General features: G+C 58.1%; 11 protein-coding genes. 3 read left to right on the forward strand and 8 right to left on the reverse strand.

Annotated elements, in window-relative coordinates; genetic code table 11:
• The first annotated feature begins 108 nt into the window (after positions 1–108).
• Positions 109–285, forward strand: a complete 177-nt coding sequence (locus ACYASS_RS01305; protein ID WP_243246926.1) for a hypothetical protein — start codon at positions 109–111, stop codon at positions 283–285.
• 13 nt (positions 286–298) lie between these two features.
• Here ACYASS_RS01305 and ACYASS_RS01310 read toward each other — a convergent pair whose 3' ends face one another.
• A complete protein-coding gene (locus ACYASS_RS01310) occupies positions 299–829 on the reverse strand; it encodes an MgtC/SapB family protein (protein WP_463584745.1) in 531 nt (176 codons plus the stop codon).
• Positions 830–1,089: 260 nt separating this feature from the next.
• Here ACYASS_RS01310 and ACYASS_RS01315 point away from each other — a divergent pair, with 260 nt between their 5' ends.
• Positions 1,090–1,338: a DUF3203 family protein gene (locus tag ACYASS_RS01315; RefSeq protein ID WP_463584746.1), complete on the forward strand. Its 249-nt coding sequence runs from the start codon at positions 1,090–1,092 to the stop codon at positions 1,336–1,338.
• A 152-nt stretch (positions 1,339–1,490) separates the two neighbouring features.
• Entirely contained in the window at positions 1,491–2,924 is a 1,434-nt protein-coding gene (gene mapR / locus ACYASS_RS01320; protein WP_463584892.1) for a GntR family transcriptional regulator MpaR, read from the forward strand.
• A gap of 5 nt (positions 2,925–2,929) precedes the next feature.
• Here mapR and ACYASS_RS01325 read toward each other — a convergent pair whose 3' ends face one another.
• From ACYASS_RS01325 to tpx, 7 genes are all read right to left on the reverse strand, one after another.
• Positions 2,930–3,676, reverse strand: a complete 747-nt coding sequence (locus ACYASS_RS01325) for an SDR family oxidoreductase (RefSeq protein WP_463584747.1) — start codon at positions 3,674–3,676, stop codon at positions 2,930–2,932.
• A 285-nt stretch (positions 3,677–3,961) separates the two neighbouring features.
• On the reverse strand, positions 3,962–6,049 hold the full coding sequence (locus tag ACYASS_RS01330; RefSeq protein WP_463584748.1) for a putative bifunctional diguanylate cyclase/phosphodiesterase: 2,088 nt from the start codon (positions 6,047–6,049) through the stop codon (positions 3,962–3,964).
• 304 nt (positions 6,050–6,353) lie between these two features.
• Positions 6,354–7,832: an efflux transporter outer membrane subunit gene (locus tag ACYASS_RS01335; RefSeq protein ID WP_463584749.1), complete on the reverse strand. Its 1,479-nt coding sequence runs from the start codon at positions 7,830–7,832 to the stop codon at positions 6,354–6,356.
• Positions 7,829–10,936 (reverse strand): multidrug efflux RND transporter permease subunit, encoded by a 3,108-nt coding sequence (locus ACYASS_RS01340; RefSeq protein ID WP_463584750.1) that lies wholly within the window; start codon positions 10,934–10,936, stop codon positions 7,829–7,831. Before ACYASS_RS01340 ends, ACYASS_RS01335 begins: the two co-directional genes overlap by 4 nt.
• Positions 10,933–14,043, reverse strand: coding sequence for an MdtB/MuxB family multidrug efflux RND transporter permease subunit (locus tag ACYASS_RS01345; protein ID WP_463584751.1), 3,111 nt, complete (start codon positions 14,041–14,043; stop codon positions 10,933–10,935). The genes ACYASS_RS01340 and ACYASS_RS01345 overlap by 4 nt, the downstream gene beginning before the upstream one ends.
• On the reverse strand, positions 14,040–15,350 hold the full coding sequence (locus ACYASS_RS01350) for an MdtA/MuxA family multidrug efflux RND transporter periplasmic adaptor subunit (RefSeq protein ID WP_463584752.1): 1,311 nt from the start codon (positions 15,348–15,350) through the stop codon (positions 14,040–14,042). The genes ACYASS_RS01345 and ACYASS_RS01350 overlap by 4 nt, the downstream gene beginning before the upstream one ends.
• 158 nt (positions 15,351–15,508) lie before the next feature.
• Positions 15,509–16,009, reverse strand: coding sequence for a thiol peroxidase (gene tpx, locus ACYASS_RS01355; RefSeq protein ID WP_463584753.1), 501 nt, complete (start codon positions 16,007–16,009; stop codon positions 15,509–15,511).
• Between the last annotated feature and the right edge of the window lie 301 nt (positions 16,010–16,310).

The following is a 16,310-nucleotide window of genomic DNA, read 5'->3' on the forward strand; positions in this document are numbered from 1 at the left end:
TTGAGTGAGCCATCCGCGAAAGCATGTGGTCGAAACAGGCGTGGCCAGAAAAATGTCATTTTGCGACCGCATTTGCCCTATGCCATCCAGCACGTAGAGGTGACGCCAATGAACATCCCTATTCCGCCAGAAACGCCCGATCCGATGATTGATGACCCGGCACTGCCGGTACCCAAGCCTGAGCAGGACCCTCCGCCGACTATGCCCCCGGTCATCCCTACCCCGGTAGGTGATCCGCCGCCAGAAGAACCGCCCGCTATCCTGGGTCAGGACTTTCCCGAATAGGCGCTTATTTGCGTCACGGCTTTTCCGAACCGTCCTTTTTATCGGGGTTGTGCTCAGCGGGATCTATTTTGCCGATCACTACCGGCATCAGACTCAGAATCCCCAGTGCGAGCACAGTACTCAACAACGCCGTGGCCTCCCGCCCCATACCCGCCGCGATTCCGATCGCGGCGGTCATCCATAGCCCGGCAGAAGTCGTCAGGCCTTTGACCTGATCGGTCCTCTGCGCGCGATCCTTGAGAATCGTCCCTGCGCCGAGAAAACCAATGCCGGCAACAATCCCCTGAATAACCCGACTCAGCGCAGCGTCATCAGCGCCGGCCATCCGCGGTGCGAGGACAAATAATGCCGCGCCCATTGCTACCAGCATATGAGTGCGAACGCCTGCCGCCTTGCCCTTATGCTCTCGCTCAAACCCTAGAATTCCGCCGAGCACCGCGGCGAGCGTAAGCCTGACCGTGACCTGCGTCAGTTGGGTGGCATCGGTGATATCGGAAAATTCCGCTTGAAGCGCTACCCAGACTTCTTGCCACCATGCATTCATTGCTGCTCCTTAAATATCTGGAAAAGCGCTATCCAATGTTGGCGCGGGACCGGCTTAGCCGTGAACAGGCCGGTACATCCACGGCATGTTCGTCTTTGCGGACCTGGCCTTCCCGGCTAAAGCCGGTCCCACGACAACTCAAGCCAGTGAGTGCCACGGGTGATCCGCATAAATGGACAGCGACGGACGGCAAGAGTGCGGGCTAACACTCCATTGTCCGCACGGTCGTAAATCAAGCAGCCCCGTGAAAGGAGATCACCATGCCTCTGCAATTCGATGCAACCTACGCGCACTGTTCGGCCGAGATCGATGGCGTGCGCTTCACCAGCCCTACTGTTGAAGTTTCGATCACCACCAACGATGCAACCCACATGTCTGAAGCGGAGATTGATGGCATCAAGGTGCCCATCACTGAAGCGGAAGCCGATGCCCTGACCATTTACAAGGCGCGGGATCTGCGGCATCACACGGTGGATCGTGACGAAGAGGATTCGCAGACCGTCATTTGAACCCGTAGATACGAAGACCTGATGGTATCTGATCCGGTTTTTAATCGTTAAGCTGGCCCTGTTTTCAATACGTCGCGTCGCTCACTCTGTTGTGCACTGCCCAGTGATTCAGATGAGCGTCCGACATGATCGAACATAGCCAGCGAGACGTCATGAAGCGTTACGAAAAGTATGCCGATAACATCGCCGAGCTGATCCGGACCGGCGTGCTGGCGCCGGGGCAGCGCGTGCCGTCAGTCCGTTATGCGAGTCAGACTCACGGTATCAGCCCATCGACGGTGTTCCAGGCTTATTACCTGCTCGAACGCCGCGGGCTGATCCGTGCCCGGCCCCGCTCCGGCTATTTCGTCAACGCCAAGGCACTTGATCAGTCAGGCGTCGCATTCAGCGAACCGCTCATTGAGGCTCATCATGTCGGCGAGTCCACTGAAGTCGATGTCAGCGAACTGGTATTTTCGGTGCTGGGTTCGATCAAAGACCCTAACACCGTGCCCTTCGGCTCAGCATTCCCCAGCCCGATGTTGTTCCCCATGCAACGTCTGTCTCGCTCACTTGCCAGCGCCAGCCGGGACATGGACCCACGCGTCGTGGTGACTGATATGTCACCGGGACACCCCCAGTTACGCCGGCAAATCGCCCTGCGCTACATGGCCGGTGGTCTGGTGTTGCCCATGGAAGAGCTGCTGATCACCAACGGTGCTCTGGAGGCGCTGAATCTTTGCTTGCAGGCCGTCACGCAGCCTGGCGATCTTGTCGCCATCGAAGCGCCCGCCTTTTATGCCTGCCTGCAGGTACTGGAGCGCCTCAAACTCAAGGCCGTGGAAATCCCGGTACACCCCCGGGACGGTATTGATCTGGACATCCTTGCGCAAACGCTGGAACGCCATCCGATCAAGGCGTGCTGGTGCATGACCAGTTTTCAGAATCCGACTGGCGCACTGGTGCCTGAGGCACGCAAACAAGCATTGGTGGCCTTGCTCGCGGAACATCAAGTCCCACTGATCGAAGATGATGTCTACGCAGAACTGTATTACGGCCCCCATGCGCCTAAGCCGGCCAAGGCCTTCGACACTCAAGGGCTGGTCATGCACTGCGGGTCCTTCGCCAAGAGCCTGGCCCCCGGTTATCGAATTGGCTGGGTAGCGGCCGGACGCTACGCGCAAAAAATCGAGCGGCTGAAGCTGATGACATCGCTCTGCGCATCGATGCCTGCTCAGGCGGCGATTGCCGACTATTTACAGCACGGCGGCTACGACCGGCATCTACGCAAACTGCGTTATGCCCTTGAGGATCAGCAACGGGCGATGCTCGGCGCCATAGGGCGTTATTTTCCTGCGCAAACCAGGGTCAGCCAGCCCACGGGCGGCTATTTCCTGTGGCTGGAACTCCCGGAGCAAGTCGACTCACTGCACGTTTTCAAAACGGCGCTGGCTCAAGGCATCAGCATCGCGCCGGGGCCGATCTTTTCTCCCACCCGGCGCTTCCGCCACTGCATCCGTCTGAATTACGGCGGTGTCTGGAATGACGCATCAGACAAAGCCATGCAGACCCTGGGACGGATCATTCACTCAATGCTTGCGAATTGAGCGAATCAGCGACCGCCCCCCAGATCAATGAACGTGCCGGTCGCATATGAAGCCTTCTCCGACAGCAGCCAGACGATGGCTTCAGCGACTTCCTCGGCAACGCCGCCACGGCCCATGGGAATACCGGACTCCAGCTTGCTGACCCGGTGCGGGTCGCCGCTCAGGGCATGAAAGTCAGTAAAAATGTAGCCCGGGCGAACGGCATTGACGCGGATGCCCTCGCCTGCCACTTCACGAGCCAGGCCTGTGGTGAAGGTGTCGAGCGCGCCCTTTGAAGCGGCGTAGTCAACGTATTCACCGGGTGAACCGAGGCGCGATGCTACCGAGGACACATTGACGATGCTGCCACCTTTACCGCCATGGCGTGGAGACATGCGCATCAGCGCGTGCTTGCTGCACAGCATCGGACCTACCACATTGGTCATCATCATTTTCAGCAAACGAAACTCGGTCAGTTCCTCGACACGGGAAGCGTGAGCGACGGTAGCGGCATTGTTGACCAGATGAGTCACCGGACCGAGTTCGGCATCGACGCGGGCGAATAAACGAATAATTTCATCTTCGTTACTGACGTCAGCCTGAACGGCAAACACGCTGGCGCCCAGGGCCCGAACTTGCTCACACACTTCATCTGCGGCGCGGTGATCGGAGAGGTAATTAATGCAGATTCGGTAACCCTGCGAAGCAGCAAGCAACGCAGTGGCTGCGCCAATACCACGGGAACCGCCCGTGATGATGAGAACTTTATCCATAAATGTCTCCTTTAAAGGTACGCATGACCCTGATCCAGCTAAAACTTAATGGCCAGAAGTGATCTGGACCCTCTCATGGCACTCAATCGCGGCAGACGTCGCACCTGTAGCAGTGACCGGGGTGGCGATCCACATTGCTCGCGATTCAGTTTTATGGCCGACGAATCAATAGCCTGAACAGACGCTATCGCGAGCAAGCTCACGCCTACAGGAATGCGTTCATCCTGAATGTTTATTTGATAGGAGCCAATCTTTACTGCACCGCAGCGGTTCGAGGTTACCAGTCTAGCCCGCCAATACGGTAGCAGCTCTGGCCGCATGAATGTCTGCCATGAAGCGCTCCGCAGGGAGCGGATGGCCGAGCAGATAGCCTTGCAGCGAGTCGCAGCCCAGGCGCGTCAGGAAACTTTGTTGACGATCTGTCTCGATCCCCTCGGCGACAATCCGCAGGTTCAGCGCCTGACCGACCGCGACAATGGCTGAAATGATCGCTGCGTCATCGCTGTCATGCTCCAGATCGCGAACGAAGCCGCGATCAATCTTGAGCTCGTTGGCAGGCAGTCGCTTGAGGTACATCAGGCTCGAATAGCCGGTGCCAAAATCATCGATGGACAAATCCACGCCCATTTCCGACAACTGCTGCAATACCGCCACACTCGCATCGGCGTCACTCATCGCCGTGGTCTCAGTGATTTCCAGCGTCAGGCTGTTGGCTGGCAGACCATGACGCTCAAGCGACCTGGCCACCGTGTCGACCAGACTGGAGTGACAGAATTGCAGCGTCGACAGGTTCACCGCGACACGCCAATGGCCATACCCCATGTCAGCCCAGATACGCATCTGGCGACAGGCTTCGTCGAGGACCCACTCACCGATACTGACAATCAGGCCGGTCTTTTCCGCGAGGCCGATAAACGAGTCAGGCAACAACAGACCTTTCTGCGGATGATTCCAGCGCAACAGCGCTTCGGCCCCCACCGGTTCGCCGCTGATAGCGTCAAACTTGGGTTGATAGAACAGGCAAAAGTGCTTGTACTTGAGGGCTATGCGCAACTCTTGCAGCAGCTCCAACTGATTGCGCGCATTGGTATTCATGGTGGTATCAAAGAAGCTGTAGCCGTTTTTACCGGCCGCCTTCGCGTGGTACATCGCCGCATCGGCATTCATCAGCAACTCTTCCTGGGTTTGCCCGCAGCCTGGGTAAAGCGCTATGCCGATGCTGACCGACACTTGCAGCAATTGACCTGCGATATGGAACTGCTGGGCAATCACACTGACCTGGCGGGCAGCGATGCACGCCGTGTCCTGAATGTCATCCACTTCAACCAGCAGCACGAACTCATCGCCACCGATGCGCGCCAGGGTATCGCGACGGTGCAGATTGGCTCGCAAACGCAACCCCACTTCCCGCAACAGCTGATCACCCACGTGATGACCAAACGCATCGTTGACGGGTTTGAAGCCATCCAGATCCATGAACATGAGCGCAAAACAACCGCCTTTGGCGTCAACGCGCCGCATGGCCTGCTGGATTCGTTCAGCCAGCAACACCCGGTTCGGCAACCCGGTCAATGTGTCGTGCTGGGCCATGTGCATCAGCTCACGGTTGACCTGAATAAGGGATTGGGACAGCTCAGCGGTCCTGGCCTCAAGCCTTGCGTCGAGGACTGATGTCAGCAACGTGAAGGTCAATACCGCCAGGGTGGCGACCAGCACCAATGAGAACAGGCCGGTGAAGTGAATACCGTCAGCAAGGGCGCCGCAGTAGCTGTCTTCAGAAAAACTCGCCGCCGCCATGCCGGTGTAATGCATGCCGACAATTGCCATGCCCATGACCACCGCTGCTGCGCCACGGGCAACGCGTACATGGGGCGTCTGTTGGCGCAAGCGAAAGGCAATCCACAGTGCAGCCGCCGAAGCAGCAATCGCAATGGCCAGTGAGAGCAGAACTGTGCCGGGGTCGTAGGTGATTCCTGGATACATACGCAGAGATGCCATGCCGGTGTAATGCATGGCGCTGATGCCCGCCCCCATGAACAACGCACCCAGGCCCAGAACTGGCAAAGGCAATTGCGGCTGGCTGACCAACCACAGGGCAAATCCTGAAGAAAGAACCGCAATCAGCAGTGAAAGGCATGTAATGGGCAGGTCAAAAGCCAGTTCGATCGGCAGATCGAAAGCCAGCATGCCAATGAAGTGCATGGACCAGATGCCTACGCCCATGGAGCAGGCACCACCAGCCATCCACAGAGCAGCAACCCGTCCTTTGGACGACGCAATGCGGCCAGCCAGGTCAAGCGCGGTATAGGAAGCGAGGATAGCGACGAAAATTGAAACCAGAACCAACGACGAGGTGTAACTGCCAATCAGCATGGATGACCGCGACCTGGATAAATGAGCGTATCCATGCCCAGTCAAAAAAGGCGATTCTACCGGGAGTTCAACAGGTTGTGGCGGTCACTCGTCGAAAATATGGCGCATAGCCATCAATCAGAAATTTTAACGTACCCGATGCCTGTTGTAGCGAGGCTTGCCCGCGAATCAGACGACGAGGTCAGGCAGATAGCCTTCATTATCGTCTTTTCGCGGGCAAGCCTCGCCCCAACAATGAAGTGCGCTCACAATAGACAGCCTTTCAGCAAAGCCTTCTTTGAAGCACTTGCACGGAGTCGATCCTTCAATCCTTATCCGCCTGTATATCCAGACCACGTTGCGCATCCCAGCCCCCACCCAACGCGGCGATCAGCTGAACGCTGGCAATCAGCCGGCTTTGCAGCAAGGTCAGCACGCTACGCTCATTGCTCAGGGCGGTGGCCTGGACGTTGACCACGTCCAGGTAACCGATCAGGCCAGCCTTGTACTGATTACTGGTCAGCCGCAGGGATTCACGGGCGGCATCCAGCGCCTCGGCGCGCACGCTGGCTTCGTCTTCGTAGACTTTGAGCTGAACCAGGTAATTTTCTACTTCCTGAAAACCGCTCAGGACCGTCTGCCGATACTGCGCGACCGTCTGGTCGTAGACGGCTTCAGTTCGATCCACTTCCGCAGAACGCTGACCTCCATCGAAAAGCGTCATCGCCAGTTGCGGCCCCACTGACCAGAAACGATTGGGCAGGCTGACCCAGTTGGAGAAGGTACTGCTGCTGTAACCACCGCTCATGCTCAAGGTCAGGTCCGGGTAATACGCCGCTTTGGCGATACCGATATTGGCATTGGCTGCCATGACCGAACGCTCCGCCGCGGCAATATCCGGGCGGCGCTCAAGCAACTGCGACGGTAACTCCAAGGGAATTGCAGGCAGCGGGGGGATCGACGTGCTGGCGGCCAGATTAAAGTCCGCCGGTGCCTGGCCCATGAGCACGGCAATGGCGTTCTCGAATTGCGCGCGCTGCCAGACCAGATCGATCAGATCAGCCTGAGTGCTTTTAAGCTGGGTTTGCGCCTGCGCTACGGAGTCACGCCCGGAAATACCCGCGCGGTATTGATTCTGGGTCAGGGTCAACGAACGCTGATACGCCTCGACAGTGGCTTCAAGCAAGCGCTTTTGCTCGTCGATGACACGTAGCTGCAAGTAGTTCTGCACCAACTCCGATTGCAGGCTCAGTTGCATGGCGGCAAGGTCCGCGAGGCTTGCCTGGGCGCTGGCAGTGTCGGCCTCCAGTCCACGGCGCAGCTTGCCCCAGATATCGGCCTCCCAACTGACGCCCAGTTGCGTGTTGTAGGTGTCACGAATGCCGCTGCTTGAACTGCTCAGGCTCGAACTGCTGCTGCCCGTACCCTGGCTTGAACGGGTCTTGCCAGCGGAGAAATCAAGCGTCGGAAAGAAAGCCCCGCGAGAGCTGCGAACCAGCGCCTTGGCCTGGCGATACTGGGCCTCGTACTGGGCCACGGTCTGGTTTGACCTGTTGAGCTTCTCGACCAGGCCGTTCAGTTGCGTGTCGCCGTAAATTTCCCACCAGGCGCCGCGGGCAATCGCATCGCTGGGCGAAGCCTGGGTCCAGCCCTCTGCCGCCTTGAACTGCGCGGGCGTTGCCATCTGCGGCTTTTCATAATCCGGCCCCACCGCACAGGCACTCAGCAGCGCAACAGATAACGCCAGGCACAGCGTGTGTACAGGCCAGTTTTTCAGACGGTTGATCTTCTGTTGTGCGGTCATAGCGGAGTTTCCAAAGCGGCATCGGTACGCACGCCACGCCAGTTGTTGAAGCGGTGGCGCAAACGGTCGAGATAGAGGTAGACCACCGGGGTGGTGTAAAGGGTCAGTACCTGGCTGAAGACCAGCCCGCCTATGATGCACAGACCCAATGGACGACGCATTTCAGCGCCATCAGCCGTGCTCAGCAGCAGCGGCAAGGCGCCGAGAATGGCCGCCATGGTAGTCATCAGAATAGGCCGCAGACGTTGCAGGCACGCGGCGCGAATCGATTCGACCGGGGTCATGCCACTGTCACGTTCCAGTTGCAGCGCGAGGTCGATCATCATGATGGCGTTTTTCTTCACCACCCCGATCAACAGGAACAGCCCCAGTAGAGAAATCAGGCTGAACTGCGAACCCAGCACATAGATGCTCAACAAGGCCCCTACCCCGGCTGACGGCAGCGTGGACAGGATCGTCAGCGGGTGGATATAGCTTTCGTACAGGATACCCAGCACCAGATACACCGCCAGTAACGCGCCGAGAATCATCCAGGGCTGGCTTTTCTGGGTCGCGGCGAAGGCATCGGCAGTGCCGGCCATCTTGGCGATAACGTCCGAGGGCAAGCCCACTTCAGCTACGGCGCGCTCAATGGCCACTGTAGCCTGATCGAGGCTGTAGCCTTCGGCCAGATCAAAGGAAATATTCTCCGAAGCGAACTGCCCGTCATGGGAAACCGTGTCATCTGCCAGGCTGCGCTCATAACGGGCAATACTCGACAATGGCACTCGATTACCGTCCGCAGTGATCACCTGGACCTGCTCAAGGGTCGCCGGGTCCTGAGCAAACTTAGGATTGACTTCCATCACCACCTTGTACTGGTTGAGGCTGTCATAAATCGTCGAGACCTGACGCTGGCTATAAGCGTTGTTGAGCACCGCTGTGACCATGTCCATGTCGATACCCAGGCGTTTGGCGGCATCGCGGTCGACCTGCAACGTGACCTGCTGCGCGCCGCGCCCTTCGCGCGCATCGATAGCCGTCAGCTCGGGAAGGGATTTGAGCGCCGCCACCACTTTGGGATACCAATCACGCAGCGCATTCAGATCACCGCTTTGCAGGATGTACTGATACGCCGAAGTCGTCTGCTCTCGCCCGCCACCCAATTGCAGATCCTGGTCAGGCGACAGGAAAACGCGGCCGCCCGGTACCTTGGGCATTTCCTTGCGCAAGCGCTCCACCACCTGTTCGGCAGTGAGCTTGCGCTCCGAGACGGGTTTCAGACGTACCAGCATGAACGCATTGTTGGTGCCGTTGCTGCCACCAATAAAACCCGCCACGGTGTCCACCGCCGGGTCGGCAAGAATAGCGTCGCGAAACTTCTCCATTTTCGGCTGCATGACCGTGAACGACAGCCCGTCATCGCCACGGACGAAACCCATCAGTTGCCCGGTGTCCTGGGTGGGCAGGAAGGTCTTGGGCACCACCACGTACAACGCCACGTTAACCACCACCGTCACCAGCAGGCTGAGCAGCGTCAGACGCCGATGGCGCATCACCCAACCCAGACTGCGGTCGTAACCCGCCACCATGCGATCGTTGACCCGGCTGCTCCAGCGCTGCAAAGCATTTTCGCTGCCCGGCACGTGAGGTTTGAGCCAGCGCGCGCAGAGCATCGGGGTCAGCGTCAGCGACACGACGAGCGACACAATGATCGATGCCGAAAGCGTAATGGAGAACTCGCGGAACAGGCTTTCCACCAGACCGCCCATGAACAGGATCGAGATGAACACTGCCACCAGCGATACGTTCATGGCCAACAGAGTGAAGCCCACCTCTTTGGCACCCAGATAGGCTGCTTGCAAGGGGGCCAGCCCCTTGTCGATATGCCGGGAAATGTTTTCCAGCACCACGATCGCATCGTCGACCACCAGCCCCGTGGCAAGTATCAAGGCCATCAACGACAGGTTGTTCAGGGAAAATCCGTACAGGTACATGATCGCGAAGGTGCCGACCAACGAAACGGGTACGGCCAGGGTCGGGATCAGCGATGCGCGGAAGTTGCCGAGGAACAGGTAAACCACCAGGATCACCAGAATCACGGCGATCAACAGCGTCATCTCCGCCTCATGCAACGTGGCCTTGATCACCGGCGAGCGATCCATCGCAACCTTCAACGTGGCACTGGCGGGCAACACGGCCTCCAGAGCAGGCAACTGCGCTTTGATCTGCGCAACGGTTTCAATGATGTTGGCGCCTGCCTGGCGGTTGATCACCAGCAGCACTGCAGGCTTTTTGTTGAAGAAGCCTGAGTTGTAGCGGTTTTCCACGCCGTCGCTGACCTTCGCGACATCCTTGAGGCGTAATGCTGCGCCGTCCTGATAACGAATGATCAGCGACTCATAATCCGATGCTTTTTCCAGTTGATCGTTGGCCTGAACCTGCCAGTTGTACTTGGAGTTTTCCACCGCCCCCTTTGGACGACGGACATTGGCGGCGTTCACCGCCGTGCGCACCTCGTCCAGCGATACGCCGTACTGATCCAGCAATTGCGGCTCAAGCTCGATTCGCACCGCAGGCAGCGAACTGCCGCCGATCTGTACCTCGCCGACGCCACTGACCTGAGACAGGCTTTGGGAAAGGATGGTCGACGCCATATCGTAGAGCTCGCCCTTCTCCAGCACTTCGGAGGTCAGCGACAAGACCATGATTGGCGCCTGGGACGGGTTGACCTTTTTATAAGTCGGCATGCTGCGCATCCCGCTGGGCAGCAGATTGCGCGATGCATTGATCGCCGCTTGCACCTCTCGCGCCGCACCATTGATATCGCGGTCCAGGTCGAACTGCAGAATCACCCGTGTGGAGCCCTGGCTTGATCGACTGCTCATGGTGTTAATACCGGCGATCGAACCCAACGAGCGCTCCAGCGGCGTGGCAACACTGGAGGCCATGATTTCCGGGCTGGCCCCCGGCAAACTCGCAGAAACCACGATGACCGGGAAATCCATATTCGGCAGCGGCGCCACCGGCAGCAGCCCAAAGCTGACGCCTCCCAGCAGCATGATCGCCAGACTGAGCAGCATGGTTGCTACCGGTCTGCGGATAAAAGGGCCGGACAGGTTCATGCGTCAGCCTGCTCCAGACGCGCACTTGAATCCGGCTTGCGGCTCCAGCGGCGTCCCATCCGGTCAAAATAGAGATAAATAACGGGCGTCGTGAACAACGTCAGCACCTGACTCAGCATCAGGCCGCCAACCATCACCAGCCCCAATGGCTGGCGCAATTCAGCGCCGGAACCACTTGCCAACATTAGCGGTACCGCGCCGAACAGCGCCGCCATGGTGGTCATGAGGATCGGCCGAAAACGCAGCAACGCCGCCTCGTAGATCGCTGTCTCGGGATCTACGCCTCGATTACGCTCAGCGTCGAGGGCAAAATCGATCATCATGATGGCGTTTTTCTTGACGATACCGATCAGCAGGATGATGCCGATAATCGCGATCATGCCCAGATCATTGCCACTGATCAGCAAGGCCAGCAAAGCGCCGACCGCCGCTGACGGCAATGTCGAAAGAATAGTGATCGGATGAATGTAACTCTCGTACAGCACACCCAGCACGATGTACATGGTCACGACCGCTGCGAGAATCAGCAGCAGGGTGCTGGACAGAGACGCCTGGAAGGCCTGAGCCGCGCCCTGGAATTCAGTCTGCACACCAATTGGCATGCCGATGTCTTTCTCAACCTGTTGAATGACTTCTACAGCTGCGCCCAGAGCGACATCGGGCGCCAGATTGAAGGACATCATGACCGCCGGAAACTGCCCCAGGTGCGCAATGGCCAGTTGCGCCTGACGCTGTTCGACATGCGCCAGACTCGACAGTTTGACCTGAGCGCCGTCGGTGGTTTTGACATGAATCTGCTCCAGCGCTTCCGGCCCCAACTCGCTGGCCGTCGCTGCCTGCAGCACCACCCGGTACTGACTGGCCTGGGTGTAGATCGTGGAAATCTGCCGCTGGCCAAACGCGTCATACAACGCATCGGTGATATTGGCCACGGTGACCCCGAGGCGGCTTGCCGCATCCCGGTCAATGTTCAGGTAGACCTGCAGACCTTTGTCCTGCAAGTCACTGGCGACATCGGTCAGTTCGGGACGTTTACTCAACGCATCCACCAAGCGCCCGCTCCACAGACTGAGCAGTTCGGCATCCGGCGACGACATGCTGAATTGATACTGGGTTCGACTGACCCGATCCTCGATGGTCAGGTCTTGCACCGGTTGCAGGAACAGCCGGATACCCGACAACTTGTCCAACTGCGGCTGCAGACGCTGAATAATCTCGGTCGCGGTGACATCGCGCTCGGCATGCGTCTTGAGGTTGATCAACAGACGACCACTGTTGAGCGTGGCGTTGTCGCCATCGACACCGATATAGGATGAAAGGCTTGCCACGTCGGGGTCTTGCAGAATGATCTTCGCCAAGGACTGCTGGCGTTCGCTCATTGCCGCGAACGACACAGATTGCGGTGCCTCGGAGATACCCTGGATGACGCCGGTGTCCTGCACGGGAAAGAAGCCCTTGGGCACGACCATGTACAGGAAAACGGTCAATGCCAGTGTGCCGATGGCCACCAGCAGCGTGAGAGGTTGATGCTTGAGTACCCAACGCAACTTGTTGCCGTACGCCTCCACCAACCAGTCCAGCCAGGCGCCACTGGCCCGGTAGAAACGGCTTTGTTCTTCTTCCCTCGGCTCGCGCTTCAGCAAACGGGCACACATCATCGGCGTCAGGGTCAGCGACACCACCAGCGATATCAGGATGGCGACCGCCAGCGTAATGGCAAACTCGCGGAACAACCGCCCTACTACGTCCGCCATGAACAGCAGCGGGATCAATACGGCAATCAGGGAGATGGTCAGCGATACCAGCGTGAAACCAATCTGCTTGGCGCCCTTGAGAGCAGCCTGCATAGGCGACTCGCCCTCTTCGATATGCCGGGAAATGTTTTCCAGCATGACGATGGCATCGTCGACCACGAACCCGGTGGCAATTGTCATCGCCATCAAGGTCAGGTTATTGACCGAAAACCCCGCCAGATACATCACACCGAAAGTGCCCACAAGCGACAGCGGCACAGCAATCGACGGAATGATCGTGGCGCTGAAGCGACGCAGAAACAGGAAGGTAACCAGGACGACGAGCACGATGGCAATCAGCAATTCGTGCTGCACGTCTTTGACCGAGGCACGAATCGTCTGGGTGCGGTCTGTCAGGACCGCGACATCCAGCCCCGCTGGCAGGTTATCGGTAATGCTCGGGAGCAGTGCCTTGATCCGGTCCACCACCTCAATGACGTTGGCACCAGGCTGACGCTGAATATTGAGCAGCACCGCCTGATTCTCATTGGCCCAGGCTGCCAGACGCTCGTTCTCGGCGCCGTCAACAATTTCTGCAACGTCCTTCAGGCGCAGCGGCGCACCGTTGCTGTAGGCCAGAATCAGATTGGCGTATTCCTCAGGGGATTTGAGCTGGTCATTGGCATCGAGCATCGACACGCGGGTCGGGCCATCGAAGTTGCCCTTGGGCTGATTGACGTTGGAAGCACCAATCAACGTGCGCACATCTGACAGGTTAAGCCCGTTGGCCGCGAGGGCGTCGGGGTTAACCTTGATCCGTACCGCCTGACGCTGACCACCGGCAATACTGACCATGCCGACCCCGCTGATCTGGGAGATCTTCTGCGCCATGCGCGTGTCGACCAGATCGTTGAGCTTGGGCAACAGCATGGTTTTGGAGGTGATAGCCAGTGTCAGGACCGGGGTATCTGCCGGGTTGACCTTGTTGTAAACCGGCGGCGCGGGCAAATCCGTCGGCAAAAGATTGGTTGCGGCATTGATGGCAGCCTGCACCGATTGCTCTGCCACATCCATGTTCAGGTCCAGGCTGAAGCGCAAGGTGATCACCGACGCGCCACCGGAACTGGTGGACGCCATCTGGCTCAGGCCCGGCATCTGGCCGAACTGGCGTTCAAGTGGCGCGGTTACAGCACTGGTCATCACTTGCGGACTTGCGCCGGGGTACAACGTCATCACCCGGATAGTCGGGTAATCGACTTGCGGCAAAGCAGAAACCGGCAACAATTTGTAGGCGATCAAACCGGCCAGAACGATGGCAAGCATGCTCAGGGTCGTAGCGACCGGCCGCAGGATGAACAGTCTGGAGATGTTCATGCGCGCGTACTTTCCGCCTTGGCAACCGACGCCGACTCATCACTGCCCTTGCCCGGTTTGCCCTGCAACTGCTGACCTGGCGTAGTCGGCACATCCTTACTGTCGGTGACCACTTCTACCGCAGCGCCATCGCGCAGACGGTCAGTACCTTCCAGCACCACGCGATCACCGGCTGACAACCCCTCACTGACGACGGTCTGTTGCTCATTGTTGGCACCGGTTTTGAGGGCTCGGATCTTGACCTTGTTGTCACCGTCCATGGCGTAGACGAAAGTGCCATTGGTGCCGAACTGGATAGCCGCTGTTGGCACCAGCACAGCCTGTTTGAGCGTGTCGGCCAGCAGATGCACATTGACGAACTGGTTAGGAAACAGCACCTCGTCCTGATTATCGAAGCGCGCCTTGAACTTCAACGTCCCGGTAGCGACATCGATCTGGTTGTCCAGGCTGGCGAGCACGCCCTTGGCCTGTTGTTTCACGTCGCCACGGTCCCAGGCTTCCACTGGCAGTTTGTCGCCGCTGCGATAACGTGCGATCACTGTCGACAGGTCTTTTTCCGGCAGCGTGAATGCGACACTAATAGGCTTGGTTTGAGTGATGATCACCAGCGCCGTCGTGTCGTTGGCCGCGACCAGATTGCCGACGTCCAGCTGTTTGAGGCCGATGCGGCCGGCAATCGGTGCACGAATACGGGTGAATTCGAGGTTGAGCTTCGCGTCGCCGACCGCCGCCTGATTGGTTTTGATCGTGCCCTGATACTGGTTGACCAGCGATTCGGCGGTGTCCAGGGTCTGTTTTGCAATGCTGTCTTCGGCGTACAGCCCGCGATAACGCTGTACGTCCAGCTGCGCGTTTTTCAACAGTGCCTGATTGGTCGCCAGGGTGCCCTCAGCCTGCTGCAAGGCAATCTGATAACTGCGCGGGTCGATCTCGGCCAGCAAGTCTCCGGCCTTGACCATCTGCCCTTCCTGAAAGTTGATTTTGACCAGTTCCCCTGCGACCCGGCTGCGCACGTTGATGGTGTTCATCGCAGTCACCGTACCCAGCGCCTTGTAGTAAATAGGGAAATCACCCAACACCGCAGGCGCGACCCGTACCGGTACAGCAACGGTTGAGCCACCAAATCCTGGTCGGGCAATGCCACTTTGAGCCGCACCTCCAGCCTTGCGGCTTGCGCCCTCTTTGTTCGGCGCAGATGTCGGCCACAACCACCAGCACAGGCCGACGATAATCAACAGGACCAACAGGCTGAGGAGCCAGCGACGGGAACTACGGGGGCCAGACAATTGCATGAATAAATCAACCATTGCGGATGGGACTTTCAGGAGGGTGAACAATAAGCACAGATGCGTGACAAGCAAAGCGCCTTTACCGGCAATTTACCTAGTCCTTACTTTTGTTAAACAGCTGAAGCGTAAACGAAAACGGCCTGAACATATTCAGGCCGTCCAAGTATTGCGAGGTGTTACTTCAGTACGGCCAACGCAGCATCGTAGTCAGGTTCCTGGCCAATTTCAGGAACCAGTTCGCTGTAAAGCACTTTGTCATTCTCATCCAGTACGACTACGGCACGAGTGGTCAGGCCTACCATCGGCCCGTCAGCGATGGCAACGCCGTAGTTTTCTTTGAACTCGCCGCCACGCATGGTGGAGAGGTTTTTCACATTTTCCAGACCTTCAGCGCCACAGAAGCGCGTCTGGGCGAATGGCAAGTCTGCGGAGATGCACAGAACGACTGCGTTATTCAGGTCGTTGGCCTGGGCATTGAACTTACGCACGGAGGTGGCGCACGTAGGCGTATCAACGCTTGGGAAAATGTTCAGTACTTTACGCTTGCCGGAAAAGTCGGCCAGGGTCACGTCAGCAAGATCAGCGCCGACCAGCTTGAAGGCCGGAGCTGCAGCGCCGACCTTTGGCAGTTCGCCATTGATTTGGACAGGGTTGCCTCTACGAGTCACTTGAGCCATGAACTGAATCCTTTTTCCACGGGTTGATTAGACCCGGAAGTTAACCATGAAAGTGTTGATCGACCTAGAGTGCAGAGTGATGAATTCAACCCGGTTCAACTGATACACCGCAGCGTCTGCATCGCGGGCAAGCCTCGCTCCCACAACGGATAGCATTTCAGGCTGATACATCAAGGATGGTTGATCCAGACTGGGCCACTCCTGTGATACACCGGCGTCACCCGGTCATTCGGTCCCCTGTAGGAGCCGAGCTTGCTCGCGATGAATTCAACCCGGTTCAACTGATACACCGCAGCGTCTG

The sequence above is a fragment of the Pseudomonas sp. HP_14 genome, assembly GCF_055283875.1.

Coding starts and splice junctions, on each gene's coding strand:
- ACYASS_RS01340 (WP_463584750.1), bottom strand. CDS start 10,936: ATGAACCTGTCCGGCCCTTTTATCCGCAGACCGGTAGCAACCATGCTG.
- ACYASS_RS01305 (WP_243246926.1), top strand. CDS start 109: ATGAACATCCCTATTCCGCCAGAAACGCCCGATCCGATGATTGATGAC.
- ACYASS_RS01350 (WP_463584752.1), bottom strand. CDS start 15,350: ATGGTTGATTTATTCATGCAATTGTCTGGCCCCCGTAGTTCCCGTCGC.
- ACYASS_RS01345 (WP_463584751.1), bottom strand. CDS start 14,043: ATGAACATCTCCAGACTGTTCATCCTGCGGCCGGTCGCTACGACCCTG.
- mapR (WP_463584892.1), top strand. CDS start 1,491: ATGAAGCGTTACGAAAAGTATGCCGATAACATCGCCGAGCTGATCCGG.
- ACYASS_RS01315 (WP_463584746.1), top strand. CDS start 1,090: ATGCCTCTGCAATTCGATGCAACCTACGCGCACTGTTCGGCCGAGATC.
- ACYASS_RS01325 (WP_463584747.1), bottom strand. CDS start 3,676: ATGGATAAAGTTCTCATCATCACGGGCGGTTCCCGTGGTATTGGCGCA.
- ACYASS_RS01330 (WP_463584748.1), bottom strand. CDS start 6,049: ATGCTGATTGGCAGTTACACCTCGTCGTTGGTTCTGGTTTCAATTTTC.
- tpx (WP_463584753.1), bottom strand. CDS start 16,009: ATGGCTCAAGTGACTCGTAGAGGCAACCCTGTCCAAATCAATGGCGAA.
- ACYASS_RS01335 (WP_463584749.1), bottom strand. CDS start 7,832: ATGACCGCACAACAGAAGATCAACCGTCTGAAAAACTGGCCTGTACAC.
- ACYASS_RS01310 (WP_463584745.1), bottom strand. CDS start 829: ATGAATGCATGGTGGCAAGAAGTCTGGGTAGCGCTTCAAGCGGAATTT.